This is a genomic window from Shewanella sairae, from assembly GCF_023283535.1.
Classification (GTDB): Bacteria; Pseudomonadota; Gammaproteobacteria; order Enterobacterales; family Shewanellaceae; genus Shewanella; species Shewanella sairae.
Window position 1 is genome coordinate 24,123 of record NZ_JAKILT010000003.1, and the last position, 21,694, is coordinate 45,816.

Genomic DNA, 21,694 nt, shown 5'->3' on the forward strand with positions numbered 1-21,694 from the left:
TTGGTTTTGCTTCACAGCCGCTCAACTCTTTACAGACTATAATAAGTAAAATCCACACTGAACTAATAGCAGTCAAAGCTATTACCTGCAGAACAAGTCCTCGCTTATGAAACTATTTATCGCTTCTGATTTACACGGCAGTTTGCCAGCAACCCAAGCCATGTTAGCTCGCTTTGAAGCGTCCAACGCTGACCACCTTATTCTGTTAGGTGACTTACTTAATCATGGGCCGCGTAACGCCATTCCTGACGGTTATAATCCAGTTGCAACCGCTGAAGCACTTAATACTTATAGCAACAAGGTTATTGCAGTGCGTGGCAACTGCGATAGCGAAGTAGACCAAGCCTTGTTGCAGTTTCCCATCACTGCTAGCTACGCTCATGTGCTGCTACCACAGATGCGTTTATTGTTAACCCATGGCCATATTTATAACCCAGATAACCTACCACCACTGCAAAGCGGTGACGCCTTACTCTATGGTCATAGCCATATTGCAGTGGCTGAATATCGTGATGATATTTTGCTGTTTAACCCCGGCTCAACCACGATTCCACGTAACGATGGCCGTTCCTCATACGGTTTGATTACTGCCACAGAATGTCAGGTTCGCACTTTAGATAACAACGAGCTATTAGTTAGCTGTCCGATACGTCATAAGCTTTGAAAAGCTGAGGCTGAAAAATAAGTTATCTGTTTTAGTAGATGCGCTGCTTCTTCCTATCTTTAATACCAAAAAGCCCAGCATTTGCTGGGCTTTTTAATGTTTAGCGCATTAGCGATACAAGATTACTTATTCGCTTTTGCTGCTTTCGCTTCTGCCTTAGCTGCTTTCGCTGCATCTCGCTCGCGCTTACTGAACATACGCTCAACAATCACGAAGAAGATTGGGATAAAGAAGATCCCCATAAAGGTCGAGCTCATCATACCGCCAAGTACCGCAGTACCGATGGCATTCTGGCTACCAGAACCTACACCGCTACTGATAGCAAGTGGCACAACACCTAGACCAAATGCTAACGACGTCATCAGAATTGGACGTAAACGCACTCGAACCGCGTGTAGAGTCGCTTCAACTAGACCAGCACCTTTCTCATAGAACTCTTTAGCGAATTCCACAATCAAGATGGCGTTCTTGGTTGCCAGACCCACAGTAGTTAGTAGACCTACTTGGAAGAATACGTCGTTTGGTAAACCACGACCATTCATCGCAATCAAGGCACCAATAATACCCAGAGGTACAACAAGTACTACCGCAAATGGTACCGACCAGCTCTCGTAAAGTGCAGCTAGTACAAGGAATACCACCACAATCGACAAGGCATACAACATTGGCGCTTGGTTACCTGATAAACGTTCTTCATAAGAAAGACCGTTCCACTCGATACCAAATCCTGGTGGTAACTTCTTAGCCATAGCTTCGATGTCATCCATTGCTGCACCTGTACTGTAACCCGGTGCCGTACCGCCTTGAATGTTCATCGCTGGTAAACCACCGAAACGTTCTAGACGTGGAGAACCATATTGCCAGCTACCCGAAGCGAATGCCGAGAAAGGTACCATTTCACCTTTATCGTTACGTACATACCAAGAGTCTAAATCTTCTGGTTGCATACGATATTCGGCTTCACCTTGCACGTAAACTTTCTTCACACGACCACGGTCGATAAAGTCGTTGACGTAATTACCACCCCACGCAGTACCAAGTACGCTGTTTACTGAATCAATATCAATACCTAATGCACGTAATTTACCGTGATCGATATGAACTTGATAAAGTGGCGCATCTTCCTGACCGTTAGGACGTACGCCCACTAGGTTCGGATTCTGCGCTGCCATACCGAGTAACATGTTACGCGCTTCAACTAGCTTTTCATGGCCTTGACCATTCTTGTCCTGCAAGTAGAAGTCGAAACCGTTAGCCGTACCTAACTCAATTACCGCTGGCGGAACAAAGGCGAATACAAAGGCTTCTTTCATCCCCATAAACATGCCCATGGCGCGGTTAGCAACTGACTGTACGTCTTGACCTGGTTCACTACGCTCTGCCCAGTCTTTAAGACCAACGAACGCAATACCCATGTTTTGACCGTTACCCGCGAAACTAAAGCCCGATACGCTAAATACTGATTTAACGTTGTCGCCTTCTTCATTCAGGTAGAAATCAGTCACACGTTCAAGCACAGCCTTAGTTTCTTGTTGTGTTGAGTTCACAGGCAAAATCGCCTGTGTGAACAAGATCCCTTGGTCTTCGTCCGGTAAGAATGCTGTAGGCATACGCATGAAGATCCAACCCACTGCAACCGTGATTGCTAGGTAAACCATCATAGTACGGCCAGTGCGCTTAATCATTGCCGCAACGCTAGCTTCGTAACGTGATGTTAATGCATCAAACTTGCGGTTAAACCAACCAAAGAAACCGGTTTTTGCATGACTTTCACCTTTGCCAATCGGCTTAAGCATGGTCGCACAAAGTGCTGGAGTTAGAATAATCGCCACCATTACAGATAGTGCCATTGCAGACACAATCGTAATCGAGAACTGACGATAAATAACACCAGTTGAACCAGACATAAATGCCATTGGAACGAATACCGCAGACAGCGTTAAACCAATACCCACTAGTGCGCCAGTGATTTGGTCCATCGATTTCTTGGTCGCCTCAATCGGACTGAGGCCTTCCTCCTGCATCACACGTTCAACGTTCTCCACCACAACAATCGCGTCATCTACCAGAAGACCAATTGCCAGTACCATAGCAAACATGGTTAAGGTGTTAATCGAGAAGCCTGCTGCTGCCAAAATCGCAAAAGTACCAAGCAATACTACTGGTACCGCAATTGTTGGAATTAGCGTTGCACGGAAGTTCTGCAAGAACAGGTACATGATCAAGAATACTAAAACAACAGCTTCAAGCAGCGTATGCACAACGCCTTCAATTGATTTCTCAACGAATGGAGTTGTATCGTACGGATAAACCACTTCCATCCCATCAGGGAAGAATGGCTTCATCTCATTGATTTTTGCTCGCACGCCTTCAGCAGTTGCCAATGCGTTAGCACCGGTTGCTAGCTGAATACCAATACCCGCAGCAGGCTTGCCGTTATAGAACGACTCAACCGCATAGCTTTCAGCACCCAGCTCAACGCGCGCCACATCTTCTAGGAATACTTTCGCCCCTGAAGTGTCGGCTTTAATGATAATCTTTTTAAACTGCTCGGCGTTTTGCAGACGGCTTTGTGCCGATACTGTTGCGTTTAGCTCTTGACCTGCTAGTGATGGCGCGCCACCTAACTGACCTGCTGATACCTGGGCATTCTGCTCTCTAATTGAAGAGATAATGTCTTGGCTTGTCAGGTTATATTGAGTCAGTTTCAGAGGGTCTAGCCATATACGCATCGCATATTGCGCACCGAATAGCTCGATAGTACCTACACCAGGAACACGACTTAGCGGATCCTGAATGTTTGAACCAACGTAATCGGCAATATCGTTTTTATCCAGTAAACCATCTTGTGATACGAAAGCCGCTACCATCAAGAAACCGGCACTCGATTTACTTACGTTAACACCTTGTGCCTGAACCTCTTGCGGTAACAGTGGCATTGCAAGCTGTAGCTTGTTTTGCACCTGTACCTGCGCGATATCAGGATCGGCTTCAGCATTAAACGTTAAGGTAATTTGCGCATTACCAAAGCTATCACTGGTCGATGTAATGTAGCGAAGGTGGTCAATACCTGTCATTCGCTGCTCAATAACCTGAGTTACTGAGTCTTCCATCGTCTTAGCCGAAGCACCAGGATAAACAGCACTGATCACTACCGACGGCGGTGCAATGCTTGGATATTGCGATACCGGTAAGCCCACAATTGAGAGCACACCTGCCAGCATCACAATAATAGCGATCACCCACGCAAAAATTGGGCGATCGATAAAGAAACGTGCCATAACTCTGCCCTATTTCTGTTGTGTTTCTGGTTTCTTATCAGCGACCAAAGGACCTGCCTTTACTGGCGCGCCTGGACGAATTTTTTGTAGGCCTTCAACAATTAGCTGATCGCCAACTTTCAAGCCATCAAGAATACGCCATTGATTATCAATCACTTCAGCAGTTGTCACGATACGTGCAGCCACTTTACCGTCATCAATAACCATAGCAACCGCTTGACCTTTGGTGTTACGAGTAATCGCTTTTTGCGGCACTAAAATCGCTTCAGGATCGGTACCTGTATTTAGCACTGCACGTACGTACATGCCTGGCATTAACGTACCATCCGGGTTAGGGAACTCTGCACGAATAATCACTGAACCCGTGTTTTCGTTTACTGTCACTTCAGCAAACTGCAACACACCTGTATGACCGTATGGCGTACCGTCTTCAAGGATTAGTTCTACATTAGCGTTTGCAGCGGCTTCAATTTGACCACGCTTAAGCTGTGACTTAAGACGTAACATTTGCGCGCTCGATTGAGCAATATCAATGTTAATTGGGTCAAGCTGCTGAATCGTAGCTAATGTTTGGCTTTGATTTGCAGTAACAAGGGCACCAGGAGTGACATCAGACTTACCGACACGACCAGAAATCGGTGCGGTAACTTTAGTGTATTCAAGGTTGATTTTTGCTGTGTTAATTGCCGCTTTAGCAACGGTTACACGCGCCATCGCTTCTTTGTAAGCAGCATCAGCTTCATCATAGTCTTGCTCACTAATAGAATTAAGCTTAACTAGCTTCTCAAAACGCACAGCTTTAGCTTTAGCTGATACTAGACTTGCATTTGCGCTAGTAAGATCTGCTTCTGCGCTAACAAGTGCCGCTTCATATGTAGATGGTTCGATCTGATATAAAGACTGTCCTTTTTCGACATCTCTACCTTCAGTAAACCCACGGGTCATAATGATACCGCTAACCTGTGGACGCACTTCTGCTTCCAAATACGCCTTACTGCGACCTGGTAATTCAACCATAATCGATTGAGGTTTAGCTGTAACTGTCAGAGCACCAACTTCCATAGGTCCACGTTGCTGTGGTCCTTGCTCAGGTTTTTGCTCACAGCCAGTTATCCATAACGCCACACTTAAAACAGAGGCAATTTTCACTATTTGCCGCATGAGAACTCCTAATAAAAGCCATCTACTCGGTAATATTTTTTTTGAAAGCAGAAAGTGCCGTCAAACCCACCTTTGGAAGCATATTTTTTTGTCGAATATATAACGCACCTTTATCTCATAATGGGCGCAAGCCAACAAGAAAAATGCCCGTTAAAATTGTAAGCTAATGAAAATATTTGTATAAAATCAGCCACGTATGTTTCAGTTATGTTAACTGCGGCGTAACTAGCCAAAACATGTTAGCCCTTAGTTTAAGCACAACCTATTAAGATATAGCTTATTAACATTAACTTAGCATTACTTTAAAGCGCTTAGCTGGTTTAAATCACTTAGTTATTTCAGCATTGGCAGTGAACACTAAATTCGGTTGTCTCCAACGCTACATGCCAATACTCTGCTGATGTCTGCCAAGCTTCTTCCAGACTCTTGTTGCCAATGATTAAACACCTCTTGCACCTGCTTCATGCCCGCTTTTGAGCTAAAGCCATAATCCACAAGACCGTGGCTTTTTAGGTATCCTTGCACATCATTGGTTAATAAAAAGGTGTCCTTACCCATTGAGCGCAAAAAGTAAGGCCCGGTATTTCCTCCTAAGCGCACACCTTTGCGCTTAAGTAGAGCCCACAAGCCGGTAATGTCTTCACTTGGCCAATCAGCAATGAACTTAGCTAGACTGCCATGCTCACGAGCAATATCGTTAACCATGTGCGCATTATCATAAATCGCCATGGTTTTTTTCAGGTGACGGATAAGCTTAGGATCGCTAGCACGCTCTTGCAGTTGCTCAGGCGACAGCATCAATACTTTGAAAGGCTCAAAGCCGAAGAATGCCTTTTCATACTCAGGCCATTTAGCTTCAACGATGCGCCACACAAAGCCGCTCTGAAATACCTTTTTGCTGATCTCAGATAACAACTGCGCATCGCTATATTGGGTTAACTCTTGCTCAGTTAAACCACTTGGCAGTAGAGCTTCTAATCCGGCATCACCACCTTTTCGCTCCGCCGCTCTTGTGTAAATGGCGGCAAACTTTTCTATTCGACTCATCATTTTCCCGTTGTTTAGCAACAAACTCTTATTAATTAGTAGCAATTGAAATGCACTTAAGCGTTTGAAGCAAAGAATGATTAATTGCTGTGTAACTGATATAGCGGTAAAGCCCATGTTGTCAGGCGTTGAGAGTCCACATTTTAGCGACTAGAGTTAATATTAACTAACACATTTACAAATCGAAATAGACTATGGATCTGTACTATCACCCGCTGGCACGCCAGTCACAAAAGACACTAATTGCCCTGTATGAAAAGCAAGTCAGTTTTTATCCGCACATTATCGACCTAAACAATCCATTTAGTCGACGCAACTTGCAACAATTAAGCCCATCCAATCAACTGCCACTGTTTCGAATACAGACAGGCGAGTACTTTAGCGATGCCAGCATTATTATTGAGTACCTCGACAACTACATCAGTTCTGGCACCCAATTAATCCCTATCGAAAAGAGCCAAGCACTCTATGTTAGGCTTTACGACAGACTCTGTGACAATGAATTAGACAAAACCATTGATGATTGGATCGCAGCGACAAAAGATGTTAATCAGCTATACGCTAAGCAATTAGAAAAAAAACTGCTAAGCCTATTAACTCGCTTTGACCAGCGCTTAGCCGAACACCATTGGGTTTGCGGCGATAGCTTTACTTTAGCTGACTGCGCCTTTATACCCTGCCTAAAAGCCTTAGAAGACAAGTTGCATTTATTAGATTACCAGAATATCGGTCGCTACTGGATCCAGTCCAAATTACGGGGATCGGTTAGTCAAGTTATTGAGGAGATTGAGCTCACTTTAGCTAACCATGACCAAAGTGAGCAACGCGCACATACCTAAGTTCAGTCACTAGCTTGCGGACTTAAACTCAATCGGCTCACTAGGCGCTGGCGGTAAGTTTCGGTCTTTTTTCAGTTGCAAAAAAGCTTTCCATTTCACCACTTCCGCAGGCATTTCTGGTGCAGGTTCATTAAAACCCACTTCAGCGAGCATAGTCGGAATGGGCACTTGCTTGCGCTTACAGACAAAAACGCCGCGCACGTGGGCAATACAGTGCAGACCACGTTCACTCACAAAACGCTGCTCAATGTAGAAATACTTTTCATCCCAGCCCACCAGCTTGGTTTCGATATCGAACTTAGCAAACGGCTTAATATCGCGGATATAAGTAAATTCTGCAGCATTAACGATGGGCATCCAACCTAGCTTAATAAAACGTTTTAAAAAACCCATTTCCGCCATCATATAGGTGCGGGCAAGATCCATAAAAGCCGGATAACGTGAATTAGTTAGATGAAAATTGATATCACAATCACTAGGTAGTGCACGGTAAGTAATTTTGCTGGTGCCTAAAAAATCAATTTTGTTGCAATGGCGAATACGCCACAGAAATAGCCAAACCAATCTAAAGTACAGATTCATTGCAATACAACCTACATCCTTGAAAAGAATCGCAAGGCTAACAAAGGTCATACCAGATAACAAGTGTGAAACAAAGCAAACCAAAAAGGCGCCTAAAGCGCCTTTTCAATGTGAGCTAACAAAATGTGTTAACCAGTAATACCACTGTGTCGCAACAGTGCATCAGTTTGTGGCTCGCGACCGCGGAAGCGTTTAAATAGCTCCATTGGTTCTTCACTGCCACCCATTTCTAAGATGTTTTCTAAGAAACGCTGACCAGTTTCACGATTGAAAATACCTTGCTCTTCAAACAGTGAGAACGCATCAGCAGATAGCACTTCAGCCCACTTATAGCTGTAATAGCCCGCCGCGTAACCACCCGCAAAGATATGGGCAAAACTGTGTTGGAAACGATTAAATTCAGCTGCCTTGATCACAGCCACTTGCTCACGCACTTCATCAAGCTTTTGCTGGATTTCAGCGCCTTTAGCTGGGTCGTACTCAAGGTGCATCTTGAAATCAAATAGCGAGAATTCAAGCTGACGCAGCATCATCATGCCAGATTGGAAGTTCTTCGCCGCTAGCATCTTGTCTAGCAGCGCTTTAGGTAAAGGCTCGCCAGTTTCATAATGACCAGAGATCTCAGCTAACGCCTCTTCCTCATAGCACCAGTTTTCCATAAATTGGCTCGGTAGCTCTACCGCATCCCAAGGTACACCGCTAATGCCTGACACGCCGCCGACATCGATTTTAGTCAACATGTGGTGAATACCATGACCAAACTCATGGAATAAGGTGGTCACTTCATCATGGGTAAACAGTGCAGGCTTACCCGCAACTGGCGCGTTGAAGTTACAGGTTAGGTAGGCAACCGGATCTTGCATGCCATTTTGCGTCATGCGACGGGCACGGCAGTCATCCATCCAAGCACCACCGCGCTTACCTTCACGTGCATACAAATCTAGGTAAAAACTACCACGGTGCTCATTGTTGGCATCAGTGATCTCAAAAAAGCGTACATCTTTGTGGTAAGTATCGAAGTCTTTGCGCTCGGTAACGGTTAAGCCAAATAGACGAGAAACGGTGTAGAATAACCCCGATAGCACCTTGTCTTCAGGGAAATACGGACGCAAGATTTCTTGCGAGATCTCGTATCTATGGTGCTTAAGCTTCTCAGCATAAAAACCGATATCCCATGGTTGAAGATCCGCCGCACCACACTCATTGGCAGCAAACTCTGTTAGTTCAGCAAGTTCAGTTTCACCTTGTGATTTTGAGCGCGCAGCCAGTTCAGTTAAAAAGTCTAAAACTTGTGCAGGAGACTCTGCCATCTTAGTTGCTAATGACTTATCAGCGAAACTGTCAAAACCAAGTAGATTAGCCAGCTCATGGCGTACCGCTAGGATCTCATCCATTAATGGGCCATTATCAAACTCACCTGCATTTGGGCCTTGGTCTGATGCGCGAGTAACAAATGCACGGTAACACTCTTCACGTAACTCTCGGTTTTCACTGTAAGTCATTACTGGTAAATAAGAAGGGAAATCCAGTGTAAATAACCAGCCCTCTAACTCTTTAGCTTCTGCCATCGCTTTAGCCGCAGCCACTGCCGACTCAGGTAAGCCTGCAAGTTCAGCCTCATCGGTGATTAACTTGGTCCAGGCTTGAGTCGCATCAAGCAGTTGATTAGAGAAATTGCTGGTTAGTTCAGACATACGTTTAACTAACTCGCCATAACGCAATTTGTCACTGTCACTTAGCCCAATACCTGATAGCTCAAAGTCACGCAGACTGTTTTCAATCAGCTTTTTCTTAGCTTGAGAGTAGTTGGCAAACTCTGCAGATTCAGCAAGCGACTTATAGGCTTCATATAGCCCCTGATGCTGCCCAACAAACGTGCCGTATTCAGATAACAAAGGTAAACACGCATCATGGGCTTGGCGCCACTCTTCGCTGCTAACCACTGAATTCATGTGCGAAATCGGTGACCAAATCTTACCTAGTTCGTCATCAACTTCTTCCAGTGGAGCGATGAGGTTGTCCCAAGTAAATTCACCTTGATGCTTGAGCACCTCTTCAATCTTGGTGCGACAATTAGCGATACCTTGCTCAACAGCAGGCTGAATGTGTTCCGGTTGAATACTTGAAAAAGGGGGAAGCTTGTTGCTGTTTAGCAAAGGATTGCTCATTGATTGTTCCTTAACATTCTATGTTGTTAGTTAAAGAGATAGGGGCTATTAGCTCAATATTCAATGCAACAGTACGAATTCTTTGCAAACACAGGTCGTTTAACAGCTCAAGCCCGCTATTTCTATGATGGTAATCAAACTTTGTCAGTACAAAGTTTATACAGCACTAGTATTGCTAAACATGTCGCAAATACGATCCGTTATCATTTACATTCAACCAGCTAGAATTAGTATAGAAAGTGTAAATTTCCTTTCGCCAATTTTTCGAGTTCAATCATGAATAAAACTAGTCAATGTACCGCATTCGTTGCGTTACTAATGAGCACCTCAGCAATTGCTGATGAAGCGCCTAATATCGATGACTCGCATAGCACTAACATCATTAAAGCATCACCTGTAGACACTAGTAACCAAGCGCAAATTCTTGTCGATCTAGGTTGGGATTCCAAATATATCTCCGAAGGCCGCAACAATTTAGATAAAGGCGGCATTTATTGGGCGACTGCAGCCATTCAGAAAAATAATATTAATGTCTATGCCACGGTGGGGCGTGGTGATAGTCAGCATTATACTGAATGGAACTTTGGCATAGAGTACGGCTTTGATTTAACCGACAACCTTAGCGGCAGCGCGGGCTACCAACGCTTAGAGTTTTATGGTGATGAGCGCGCCCATGACAATGAGATCTTTAGCAACTTAGAGTATACGGCTGTCGATTGGTTAGTCCCATCGATAAGCTATACCTACTCTACAGAAGCTGAAGGGTCTTTTGTGGAGGCGAGCCTACACAGCAACTGGGAACTCGCACAAGGCTTCACTGTTAGCCCATACCTTACCCAAGCATTTGATTTTAAATATACGACCGAAGATCACGATGGTGCCAACCATTTTCAATTTGGTGTTGAAGCAGAGTATTTGCTACCAAATAACTTAGTGCTATCAGGCCATATCAGCCACACCATAGCCCAAGAAGACATCAAGCTAGAAGCGCATAATAACGGTGTGACCGGCAATTTAGACGAGACTTTTGCAGGGCTCCACCTGAGCTGGAGCTTTTAACCCGCTATACTTGTAAAAACCGACCATTCACCTTAGGTAAAAGGTCAACTGACCGTCGACTTAACGGGAACTCAATAGCACGCCACAAGGACTGTGGCAGTATAGAGGAACAGGGAATGTTACTGCTATTTCGCTTTTTCGGCATGTTTTGCCTCGTTATGCTGCTTACGCAGCAAGCTTCAGCTACCGATAACAAACTCACTTTAGGCACGGTATTGGACGACCAAGGCAATCCCATTGCTCTGCCAAGCACCAAGGTAAACAACAATTTACGTTACACTATCCCTACACCTAAAAAGCCAGTCAAATCGTCAACGAAACGTAAATTAACATCTAAAAAAGTCGTGAAACAGAGTCGCAAAAAACAATTAGCAAGCCGTAATAATGTTGCCAATGATCCTGGGTGCCGCTGGCTAAATAGTCGTATGTCATCACTGGAACAATATGCAGGGACAGGCGTTAACGCTCGTAATCGCCACTACCAACAAGAACTCAGCATCCGCCAGCAGGAATGGCAATGCCTGAAATGTGGAGCAGAAGGTCCCTCACAAGGTGATCATGCCCAATGTCAGTACAGGCGGTAAATATTAGCATCCTTGAATCCTGCTTAAAACGTCCCCATCTAAGCTATTAAAGTCATCTAGCTGATGTAGAATTAGGCTAGCTGGATCACAAAATTCCCTCTACAATGGCTTGTTCCTGAACTGGCACAAGCCAATAAATTAAAACGTCACTGGTTGTTCATCTTTTTAAAACAACGTACGTCTTAATCATAATTACAGGTACAAAAGCCCCCTATCGTTTTGCTTTTGTGCCACGGTTCGCAACTTTTGGAGATACACATGGCTCAACATTTTGATTATATCTGTCTTGGTGCAGGAAGCGGCGGTATTGCATCGGCTAACCGAGCAGCAATGCGTGGCGCAAAGGTGCTACTTATTGAAGCAAAAGAGCTAGGCGGTACTTGTGTCAACGTAGGTTGTGTTCCTAAAAAAGTTATGTGGTATGGCGCACAAGTCGCTGAAGCCATGCACCTTTATGCTAAAGATTATGGTTTTGACGTGACGGTTAATAAATTTGACTGGAGCACTCTTGTTGCTAGCCGCGAAGCGTATATCGACCGCATTCATGGTGCGTACGACCGCGGCTTAGAAAGTAACGGCGTCACCTTAGTTCGCGGTTATGGTCGCTTTGTTGATAGTAAGACTATCGAAGTTAACGGCGAACACTACACTGCCGACAACATCTTAATTGCCACTGGCGGCGCAGCAACCATTCCTAACATTCCTGGTGCCGAACACGGTATCGATTCTGACGGCTTCTTTGCCTTAAATGAGCAACCTAAGCGTGTTGCCGTGGTTGGCGCGGGCTATATTGCCGTTGAAGTAGCTGGCGTATTACAAGCACTAGGCAGCGACACCCACCTATTTGTCCGTAAGCATGCGCCACTACGTAACTTTGACCCTATGCTAAGCGAAGCATTAATGGAGTCGATGGCGATTGATGGCCCTAAGCTACATACTCACAGCACACCAGAGTCAGTGACTAAAAATAGCGATGGTAGCCTAACCCTTAAGATTGAAAATGGTGAAAGCTACGATGTAGATTGCCTTATTTGGGCAATTGGTCGTCACCCATCTACTGGCAGCATTGGCCTTGAAAACACTAAGGTTGAGCTAGACGCAAAAGGCTACGTGATTACCGACGCGCAGCAAAACACCACAGATGCAGGCATCTACTGTGTAGGCGATATTATGGCAGGCGGCGTAGAGCTAACGCCAGTTGCAGTTAAAGCGGGTCGATTACTGTCAGAGCGTTTATTCAATGGCATGACCGATGCGAAGATGGACTACAACCTCATTCCAACCGTGGTATTTAGTCACCCAGCCATTGGTACTATGGGTCTGACTCAGCCAGAAGCTGTTGAGCAATACGGCGAAGAGAACGTCACGGTTTACACCTCAGGCTTCACCTCTATGTACACCGCCGTTACTGCACATCGTCAAGCTTGTAAGATGAAGCTAGTTTGTGCCGGTGACGAGCAAAAAGTTGTCGGTATTCACGGCATTGGTTATGGCATGGATGAGATCCTGCAAGGCTTTGGCGTAGCCATGAAGATGGGCGCAACTAAGGCTGATTTTGATGCTGTAGTCGCAATTCACCCAACCGGTGCTGAAGAGTTTGTTACTATGCGTTAAGCGTAATCAAAAACACAAAAAGCCGCTAATTAGCGGCTTTTTTTGTGTTTCGATTTTATATTAATGCCCGCAACTCAGTTGCGGGCATTAAATCAACGGTAGCGATTAGCTCGGTGTATTCAAGCGTGCTTGAATCGCTAACTTAACGTCTTCTTGCGCTTGCAAAGCTTCTTCTTCAAGCTTTTCACGCATTAGCGCATCAAAGGCTACACGCGCCTCTTGAGCAAGTTCAGACGCTGCGAGTTTGGCTTCTTTGGCCTTCATCGAGTCATCTGTTAGCTGACGTAGTTTCTCAATAATCTCATCAGGCGCATCGCCTAAATCAATGCTCGATTCACCACGCGATAGCGCTTCTTTACGTAGTTGTTTTTTCAGCATCCAGATTGCATCGTTCGCTTCACGCTCAAGTTCAGCAGCTTCAATCGCGTTATCACGTAGTTGCTCAAAACGTGCTAATGCCTGACCTTCTTTACTCCAAGGGTCAACATCTGGCAGATCTGAAATATTGATCACAGGATCAACGTAATCATCTTGGTGCGCTAAATCTAACGTCGCCGCCTTAACACCTGAGATCATTAGCATTATGGCAATAACCAGCAGTGGTAAACCACCGACAATTGCCGCTGTTTGCAACGTTGCTAAGCCACCCATAAACATCAATGCCGATGGCATAAATGACAGGGTGAATGCCCAGAATAGACGGTTCCAACGCATTGGATCTTCAGTCACGTTAGTTTGTACCACTGACGCTAAAATGTAAGAGATAGAGTCGAACGTTGTCGCCGTAAAAATCACACATAACACGGTGAACAATGCGATGATAACAGTACTAAACGGTAGCGTTTCTAACGTAGCGAAAATAGCACGCGTCGCACCCTCAGCATTCAGAATGCTAACCACATCAAGCTCACCAGACAACTGCAGTGATAAACCATAGTTACCTAAAATGATGAAGTACATAGAACAACCTAGTGAACCGAAGAATACGGCACCAGACACCATTTGCTTAATCGTTCTACCACGTGAAATACGCGCAACGAATAGACCCATACTTGGCGCAAATACTAACCACCACGCCCAGTAGAAAATGGTCCAGTCTTGTGGGAAGTGAGTATCTTCAAAGGTACCCATACCACCAAAAGGTTCAGCCCAAGTCGCCATCACAAAGAAGTTAGACAACATACGGCCGATTGAATCTAAGCCAGTTTCCAACATAAAGATTGTTGGGCCACAAACCAGTACAAACAGTAGTAAACCTAAGGCACCCCAGAAGTTAATGTTACTTAAAATCTTAATGCCTTTGTCCATTCCCATGTAAGAGGAGTAAGCAAAGATAGCGGTACACACCATTAGCACCGCAATTTGACTGCCTGTCGATGCAGGAATGCCAAACAGGTAACTAATACCTTCGTTAATCAGTGGTGCAGCCAAACCTAAAGTAGTTGCCGCGCCGCCCAATAGACCGAAGATAAACAGTACATCAATCACTTTACCAAGCTTACCGAAGCTATTGGCTTCGCCAATTACAGGCATTAGTGCAGCTGATACTTTTAGTACTGGCTGTTTACGTACATAGAAGAAGTAAGCAATTGGAATCGCTGGGATCATATAGATACACCAAGCAATTGGTCCCCAGTGGAACAGACCATATGTCGCCGCCCAACGCACCGCTTCTTCACTGCCCGCTTCTAGCTGGAATGGTGGATTTTGGTAGTAGTAAGCCCACTCTATGGTACCCCAGTACAGAATACTGGCGCCGATACCACCACAAAATAACATTGCCGCCCAAGATGCTAGCGCAAATTCAGGCTTTTCATCCGGATCGCCCAGTTTAATCTGACCGATATCAGAGAAAACGATATAGATCATAAAGAAAAACGCCGCCAAACCTAGACCTAGATAAGCGAAGCCTAGCTTGTCGGTCATAAATGTTTTAGCAACAGCAATCCACTCTGCCCCTTCTTCTGGAAACACCAGTAAAGGGATGACGACTGCACAAAGCAGTGCCAATGCGCCGAAAAATGTCGGCTTATCGATAAGCTCGAAGTGTTTTTTCATTTTTTATTGTCCGTAACAACCTAAAAACAAATTTAATTAAGTGCACGCCACAGACTGCTCCCCATACTGAAAGTGTCAGACGGGTTTTCTACTGAAAGAAAGAGTATGAATAATGTGTGTGAACGGTTTTTTTTGTGAGTCTTGTAACACTCGAAAGTTATCCAGATTACGATTAATTTGGACTAAGGATAAAATAATGTTAATTCAACTTGCTGTCGACAAACTTATGTCGCGAATAAACGCAATTTGTGACGAAGTTCTCACATAATTCTAACCACTCAAAATTTACTGAATAATAAACACCCAAATATTAACAAAACCACGACACAGCGAGCTATGAAGATAGGTAGGAACGATGATAGCCACGAAGAATCCTATGCTAAACATCTATAAATAAGCATTTCACTCAAATATAGGCCGAAGCTAATGTAATTAACAAGTTCATGATAAAAAAACTGAAGTTAATAGTTTGCTTATACAGAGATACTCAAGCAAAACTACCTGCAGAGTTTAGCAACTAATACTTTTCAACTCTGGGGGGCTGTTGACGCCAATTAACCATAATTAGCATCAACATTACCTACTGCTTAGCGCTTCTTATATACCACGCAGAAATTACCACGTTTAGTGCGGCACTTTGAGCAGCGCTCGCAGTCGACCTCTTTACTACAACCATCCTGCCAACGCTTTACTAAATGCGGTTCAGCTAAAAGTGGTCGTGAAAGAGCAAAATATTGAATATTGGTGGTAATCGCTATCTCGTCAATGGCAGTAATATCGGCCAAACCACCCACAGTAATAACCGGAACATTTACCTCTTGGCTCACAACAGCGCCGTACTCTCGGAAGTAGCCTTCACTTTGAATGGTATAACCATCAAATGACTCACCGACCATCGTATTAGCGTTACCGTGAATGTTGCCAGAGATAATAATTGCATCGACGCCAACCGCTTCCAGCTTTTTACAGATAACTCGGGTGTCATCGAAGGTTAAGCCACCATCAAAAAACTCAGAGGCGGTTAACTTAACTAAGATCGGATAATCATCGCCAACCAACTTACGGATCGCAGTGTAGATCTCCAGCAAGAAGCGCATACGGTTTTCAAGACTGCCGCCATACTCATCTTGACGCTGATTGTAGTAAGGACTCAAGAATTGATTGATCAAATAAGTGTGCGCAGCATGGATTTCCACACCATCAAAGCCTGACTCTTGTGCGCGACGACTCGCCAAAGCAAATGCGTTAACAATGTAGTCAATCTCGTCTTTGGTCATCGCCTTACCCATGGTTTGAGTACCACGCTCGGCAATGGCGCTCGGCGCAAATATCACTCGCTCACCCACATTGTAAGTAGTCTTAGTGCCACCATAAGCCAGCTGCATGACTATTTTAGAGTCATAACCATGCACCAACTCAGTTAGCGTTTGGTATTCAGCAATAAACGAGTCGTCATACATGCCCATCATACCTGCGTTAGGCTTCTCCTCGGCAACAATGTTGGCGTAGCCAGTCACAATCAGCCCAACTTCACCTTTAGCCAGCTCTTCATACACAGCGTACAACTTATCAGTCATATGGCCAGTTTCAGTCGCCATATTTTCCCAAGTCGCGCTACGTACAAAACGGTTTTTCAGGGTCATGTTGCCAATACGGCTAGGTGAAAACAAAGTGCTCAAGTGGATTCCTCTTAAATTTTTTTCTGTGCTAACTAGCGAGTAGCTAAATAGCAAAACAGCAGGCGCAGGATCCTACGCGCAAAATATAAGAAATTCCTTAAGCTAGATTCAGTTTTTGAACATTAATTTAGTGCAGTGAAACTAAGAATAGTAAGCCAGAAACACCCAGAACCTCACTATAATACTTTGATTTAAAATGACTAAACAGCTAATGTATCGCTAAAAACTTAGACCTACTACTTGGCTTAGTTCACACATTTTTCAAGTACTTTCAGAGACACCACTATGTACACTCGAATCTTGCCTTGTATTTTCGCTTCAATTCTTTCAAGTATTGCTTTACCTGTATTCGCCGACGACTTAAGCGGGATATGGCAAGGTACCTTAGGCAAAAGTAAAATCCGGGTTTGCTTTAATGAATACGGCACAGGCAGCTATTACTATCAGCGCTATTTAACGCCGATCAGATTGGAACAGGTCGATAACCACTGGCAAGAAGACAAACAAACTGGCTTCTGGCAATTTGATAATGTCAGCGAGCACCAGCTAATAGGCCGCTGGTCTGATAAAGAATGGTCTAAGACTGAGCCGACTCAAAATCAGTCAGCTAAATCGTTAACCATTAAGCTTGAACGCCAAATCAGCCCTGATGGCACCAATGATTGCAGCAGCGATGCCTATAACCTGCCGCTAGAAACCACACCAAAGCTTCGTCGTGGAAAATGGCAGCCATTTGACAATGCAGACTCTCAGCAAGCCCACTCTAATAAAGCTAACACTAACCCAATAAGCTATCGCCAACTCAGCTATGGCACAGAACTCGGCCTCGAGCTTAAAGGTAAACAAACAGGTATTCCGGCAATTAATCAGTGGCTAAAGCAAAAGCTAACTAGCGAACAGCTGCTTGCAGAAACCTTTGAAACTCGCCGCGACATGCTGGCTCGAGTAGGCCGTGCAATCGCAGACGAAACCGGAGCTGAAATCGATTTTATTAATCAACATTGGCTAAGTGTAAGATTTTACCGCTGGGCAGCAGGTTATGGCGCCAGAGGCATAAGCCGCACTTATACCAGTTTTGATCTGAGTGATGGCAAGCCATTTAATCCATGGCAATGGTTTAAGCAAGGCGTTGCCCTTGATGAAATGCAGCATCAACTGCCAGCCGCTCTACGCGAAAAACTGTTTGCCGATATGCAAGTTTATGAAGATTGCGACAACTCAGACGGCTCAGGCTATTTCTACCTAACCCTCAGCCCAAAAGGCATCGAGCTATGGGAAACACCCAACGGCAGCGGCTGCGAAAACGAATTCACCCTCAGCCCCAAAGAAGCCATGCCGTTCGCTACTGAGTACGGTAAGAGTCAACTTAAGCTAATGGATTAACCCTCTATTGTTCACTCTGGAGCCTTAGTCTTAAGGCTCCTTTGAGTAAAAACTAAAATCAACGCTCAATGATTTCAATAGCTAGCGCTGCTTATTCACCAAGCTCATTGTCTCATACTCAATCAAGAGTAAAAGATAAAAAACAAAGGGATTAGAAAACCAATAAGCACCAACAATCCTTTTCTTCCTCTTGGACTATGTTTACCCTTAACCATAAATAATGCAGATGTTGCCAAAAAAATTAGCATCAGCGCATAGGCATCTGAAAATATAACCCACGCCTGTTTAGCCTCATTTAAATGCAGTCTATTTAAGTTTTTAAATATAATTCGCTCTTCAATGTGTTCAGACTCAATAGCACCACTCATTAAATTAGCCGTTAAGTTACTTCCATCATCTAAAAAAATTTTTAGTTCATTTTCACTCGACCAATAATTTGTTTTAATCCGCTGCTTAACATCAAAGCTATTCATCATAACGTCGACAATTGCTGTTTCGTTATTTAAACCAATTAAACTTGGAACTATATTTACTTTCCTTACAATACTGTAATTTGGATTCCAATCTCGCAGATGGTTAACTGCAATTCCTGATATCGCAAATACCAAGGTTAAGCCTATGCATAAATATCCAACATCTCGATGTAGATTTCGATTTAAACGATACCAATTAATTTTTGAGGCAGTGGATTTGGCTTTAAAACCACTTGGATTAATCAAGAATTTTCACCCCAGTTGGCACCAATTGATAAAGCGTTAATGCCTCTGTTATCGACGTGGGATCAAACTCTTGCTGTTTACGTTTTGCTAGCATAGCCAAATAACGCTTAGACTGTTCTAAATCTAAATTAATCGCGCTTAATAAACCTGTCGCAATTGCCTTGCGGCCCTTGCTGCTAATGGGAAAAACCATATCTCCATCCCGCACTTTTATGCGCAGTTTCTCATACCTTGCATCTGAAGCTAACTCCATCCAGCAGCCCCTTTTCTCACATACACCAATTATCGTTCCAGAGATAGTTACAGGCTGCTCAAGAAACGCTTCTGGTTGAGCCAAGATTTTAGAAATAGGTACAAGTTGAGCCTCATTTATCTCATCACCAAACTGATACTCTTTAGCCTGAATATTTAAACTAAAAAATACGATAAATATTCCACAAATATATTTCATAATTCCTTTCCTTATATATTGAATAACAACCTAAATAACTAAATATGGTATTGGTTACGTAAATAAATAATGACAAAACATCAGCTTTGCAAACTAAATGTAAATGACTTGCATTCTCATTTGAGTAAAAGTAAATTGCAAGCGCTTTTTGAAGTTTAATAAAAAGGATGTTTATGAATAAGCTCGCTAGTTTCTGTCTTATCCTGAGCGTAGTACCTTACAGCTATGCCGAGACAGTTGAAGTCCCCCCAAAAAATAAAAACGAAATAGATCCCGAAGTCATCGTTATTATTGGCACTAAGTTAGATATGCAGCAGCAAACCTTAGAAGTGCCAAGATCAATGACAGTAATTACCGATAAGTATATTGAAGATACCCAAGCTCAAGAATTAACAGATGTTATTAAGCAAACACCGAGTATTAGTGTCTCTAATAACGATAGACCACTAATGGGTGAAATTCTTATCCGAGGCTTTGGTAATGAAAGAGTTAATTTGATTGTAGATGGCGTCAACTATCAACAATATAGCGATGGTAGTAGTACTAGCACTTATGTCAGCCCACTAGACCTAGACCCAAGTATCGTAAAAGCCGTTGAAATAACTCGTGGAGCTGATGGAGTCACCCAAGGAAGTGGCGCTATTGGTGGTCAAATACGCGTTGTCTCAAAAGGTGGCTGGGATTATGCGGGAGTCGGCTCTGGCGTATTAATACGAGGTGGGTATGGTGATGCTAAAAATGCTCATCATTACGGAGTCACAGCATTTCACTCAAATGAAGATCTTGCTCTCGCCTTACACGTTAACAAACGAAGCTTCGGCAATATAGAGATCAATAAAAAAGATGAAGATGGTTCAGATCGAGGCCAAACTGCCGAAATTAAAAATAATGGTGATACAGAAGATTTTCGCCTTAAGGCCAATTTTGATACTGACTATGGCCAATTTGACAGCAATACTTTCTATACCGAATCTACAATTGAAGACCTCCCCTTTCGTAACCAATCTCGCTGGGATACTCATCCAATAAGTGAACAGGAAACAGCGAAAAGATTCAGCCAAACATTTAGCCATCAATTCGATCCAAGTTCAGATTTTATCAATTTAAATAGCCGTTTTTACTATCAACAATACAAAAAAGAGCGTCTTCAATCCGGTGATATTATTTTTCCTAACAAAACCTATAGTTTCGATAATATTGAAAACTTTACAGATGAAACCTACGGTCTATCACTTGAAAATAGCATAGTTAATGACTGGCAGAATCTGACGTCTGAATCCATTATTTTTGCAAGCTGGGAGCAGCAGAAATTTGAGGATGACAATCACGATAATCTAGCGCAAAAAGACTCTCAGTTATATGGCAAAAGTCGAGGTGATACTTTTGCTGGCGGTGTGTTAAACAACAGTCATTGGCAAACGTGGTTAAGTACTGAAGCCGGTGTCCGCTATGATCATTATCGTCGGAGCTCAGATAACTACAGTGAGTATGGCAACAATGAAGATGGCGAGTTTTCGCTAAATGCGGGAGTAACACTAAGACCCACACAATGGTTGCGATTATATGCCCGTTACAACCAAGGTTTTAGAGGTCCAAATATTCGAGAGCTGTATAAATCAGATAACTGGGCCTGTCATCGTCCGACGAAAAACTGCTATTTAGAACCTCAACCTGATTTAAAAGCCGAACGCAGTGAAAACTTTGAGGTTGGCTTAGGCCTAATCTTTGAAAATATGGCATGGGGTGATAAGTTTGTCTTCAAGATCAATGGATTCGATACAGAAGTAGAAGATTTCATCGACAGTGCGCCTTTCATGTATAAGCTAGTTAATAACAAGAAGGTCTTCGCGACTCCAGAACAAGCAACTCACAGAGATTACTCAAGTAAAAACATCAGTAAACTTTACTCTAAGGGTATTGAAGCTGAGTTAAGTTACCAAATTTCTAAGTTTGACCTATTTGCCAACTACAGCCGAGTCAGAATGGACGTACAAGGCGTGCCTAATTTCTATTTAGGTACCATCTCCGATGAAACAGAACCTTACGATCGTGCTCCACAAGATAAGGTTAATCTGGGCTTTAGCTGGCAAGTTTTGGAAGAGCTACGCTTAACTGGTGTATCAAGCTACGCAATGGACATGGATAGATTGCCAGAGTGGCAACTAGAACGAGAAATGAATGTAGAGGGATATCAGTTACACAGCTTGTATCTAACCTACAACCCATTTTATGTAGATGATCTTGATATTCGTTTTGGCATCGAAAACCTTACTGATGAGACCTACTCAGTTTGGCCCGATGATGACGGCGCAACATTACCGGGAAGAAACTACAAAGTTTCGCTGAACTACCAGTTCTAACTCAAAAAACCTGACAGGGCAGTTATTTTGATAGCCGCCCTGTAT

At 43.7% G+C, this 21,694-nt stretch carries 16 protein-coding genes; 7 read left to right on the plus strand and 9 right to left on the minus strand.

What is annotated here, in order from left to right:
* Positions 1 to 106: 106 nt before the first annotated feature.
* Positions 107 to 664, plus strand: coding sequence for a phosphodiesterase (yfcE, locus tag L2748_RS01695; protein ID WP_220781604.1), 558 nt, complete (start codon positions 107 to 109; stop codon positions 662 to 664).
* Between the two features lie 122 nt (positions 665 to 786).
* Here yfcE and L2748_RS01700 read toward each other — a convergent pair whose 3' ends face one another.
* From L2748_RS01700 to L2748_RS01710, 3 genes are all read right to left on the minus strand, one after another.
* Entirely contained in the window at positions 787 to 3,945 is a 3,159-nt protein-coding gene (locus L2748_RS01700; RefSeq protein WP_220781605.1) for an efflux RND transporter permease subunit, read from the minus strand.
* Between the two features lie 9 nt (positions 3,946 to 3,954).
* The gene (locus tag L2748_RS01705) at positions 3,955 to 5,106 is read right to left on the minus strand and encodes an efflux RND transporter periplasmic adaptor subunit (RefSeq protein WP_220781606.1); all 1,152 of its coding nucleotides are present in this window, start codon (positions 5,104 to 5,106) and stop codon (positions 3,955 to 3,957) included.
* A gap of 357 nt (positions 5,107 to 5,463) precedes the next feature.
* The gene (locus tag L2748_RS01710) at positions 5,464 to 6,153 is read right to left on the minus strand and encodes a DNA-3-methyladenine glycosylase I (protein WP_220781607.1); all 690 of its coding nucleotides are present in this window, start codon (positions 6,151 to 6,153) and stop codon (positions 5,464 to 5,466) included.
* A 194-nt stretch (positions 6,154 to 6,347) separates the two neighbouring features.
* On the opposite strand from L2748_RS01710, the gene L2748_RS01715 reads away from it, so the two are divergent.
* A complete protein-coding gene (locus tag L2748_RS01715) occupies positions 6,348 to 6,992 on the plus strand; it encodes a glutathione S-transferase family protein (RefSeq protein WP_220781608.1) in 645 nt (214 codons plus the stop codon).
* Positions 6,993 to 7,001: 9 nt separating this feature from the next.
* Here L2748_RS01715 and L2748_RS01720 read toward each other — a convergent pair whose 3' ends face one another.
* Complete coding sequence (locus tag L2748_RS01720) at positions 7,002 to 7,574, minus strand: thioesterase family protein (RefSeq protein WP_220781609.1); 573 nt, start codon at positions 7,572 to 7,574, stop codon at positions 7,002 to 7,004.
* A gap of 128 nt (positions 7,575 to 7,702) precedes the next feature.
* On the minus strand, positions 7,703 to 9,742 hold the full coding sequence (gene prlC, locus L2748_RS01725; protein WP_220781610.1) for an oligopeptidase A: 2,040 nt from the start codon (positions 9,740 to 9,742) through the stop codon (positions 7,703 to 7,705).
* 276 nt (positions 9,743 to 10,018) lie between these two features.
* Between prlC and L2748_RS01730 the strand changes: the two genes are divergently transcribed.
* The 3 genes from L2748_RS01730 to gorA all read left to right on the plus strand — a co-directional run bounded on the left by L2748_RS01730 (position 10,019) and on the right by gorA (position 12,999).
* The gene (locus tag L2748_RS01730) at positions 10,019 to 10,801 is read left to right on the plus strand and encodes a hypothetical protein (RefSeq protein ID WP_220781611.1); all 783 of its coding nucleotides are present in this window, start codon (positions 10,019 to 10,021) and stop codon (positions 10,799 to 10,801) included.
* Positions 10,802 to 10,917: 116 nt separating this feature from the next.
* A complete protein-coding gene (locus L2748_RS01735; RefSeq protein WP_220781612.1) occupies positions 10,918 to 11,385 on the plus strand; it encodes a hypothetical protein in 468 nt (155 codons plus the stop codon).
* Positions 11,386 to 11,643: 258 nt separating this feature from the next.
* Positions 11,644 to 12,999: a glutathione-disulfide reductase gene (gorA, locus tag L2748_RS01740; protein ID WP_220781613.1), complete on the plus strand. Its 1,356-nt coding sequence runs from the start codon at positions 11,644 to 11,646 to the stop codon at positions 12,997 to 12,999.
* A 105-nt stretch (positions 13,000 to 13,104) separates the two neighbouring features.
* Here gorA and L2748_RS01745 read toward each other — a convergent pair whose 3' ends face one another.
* Both L2748_RS01745 and L2748_RS01750 read right to left on the minus strand, forming a co-directional pair.
* Entirely contained in the window at positions 13,105 to 15,057 is a 1,953-nt protein-coding gene (locus L2748_RS01745) for a BCCT family transporter (RefSeq protein WP_220781614.1), read from the minus strand.
* Between the two features lie 587 nt (positions 15,058 to 15,644).
* Positions 15,645 to 16,736: an NADH:flavin oxidoreductase gene (locus L2748_RS01750; protein ID WP_220781615.1), complete on the minus strand. Its 1,092-nt coding sequence runs from the start codon at positions 16,734 to 16,736 to the stop codon at positions 15,645 to 15,647.
* Between the two features lie 285 nt (positions 16,737 to 17,021).
* Between L2748_RS01750 and L2748_RS01755 the strand changes: the two genes are divergently transcribed.
* Complete coding sequence (locus L2748_RS01755) at positions 17,022 to 18,119, plus strand: hypothetical protein (protein ID WP_220781616.1); 1,098 nt, start codon at positions 17,022 to 17,024, stop codon at positions 18,117 to 18,119.
* A 122-nt stretch (positions 18,120 to 18,241) separates the two neighbouring features.
* Here L2748_RS01755 and L2748_RS01760 read toward each other — a convergent pair whose 3' ends face one another.
* Entirely contained in the window at positions 18,242 to 18,838 is a 597-nt protein-coding gene (locus L2748_RS01760) for a PepSY-associated TM helix domain-containing protein (protein ID WP_220781617.1), read from the minus strand.
* The gene (locus tag L2748_RS01765; RefSeq protein WP_220781618.1) at positions 18,831 to 19,289 is read right to left on the minus strand and encodes a DUF4920 domain-containing protein; all 459 of its coding nucleotides are present in this window, start codon (positions 19,287 to 19,289) and stop codon (positions 18,831 to 18,833) included. The genes L2748_RS01760 and L2748_RS01765 overlap by 8 nt, the downstream gene beginning before the upstream one ends.
* A gap of 173 nt (positions 19,290 to 19,462) precedes the next feature.
* Between L2748_RS01765 and L2748_RS01770 the strand changes: the two genes are divergently transcribed.
* Entirely contained in the window at positions 19,463 to 21,649 is a 2,187-nt protein-coding gene (locus L2748_RS01770) for a TonB-dependent receptor domain-containing protein (RefSeq protein WP_246616177.1), read from the plus strand.
* Positions 21,650 to 21,694 lie beyond the last annotated feature (45 nt).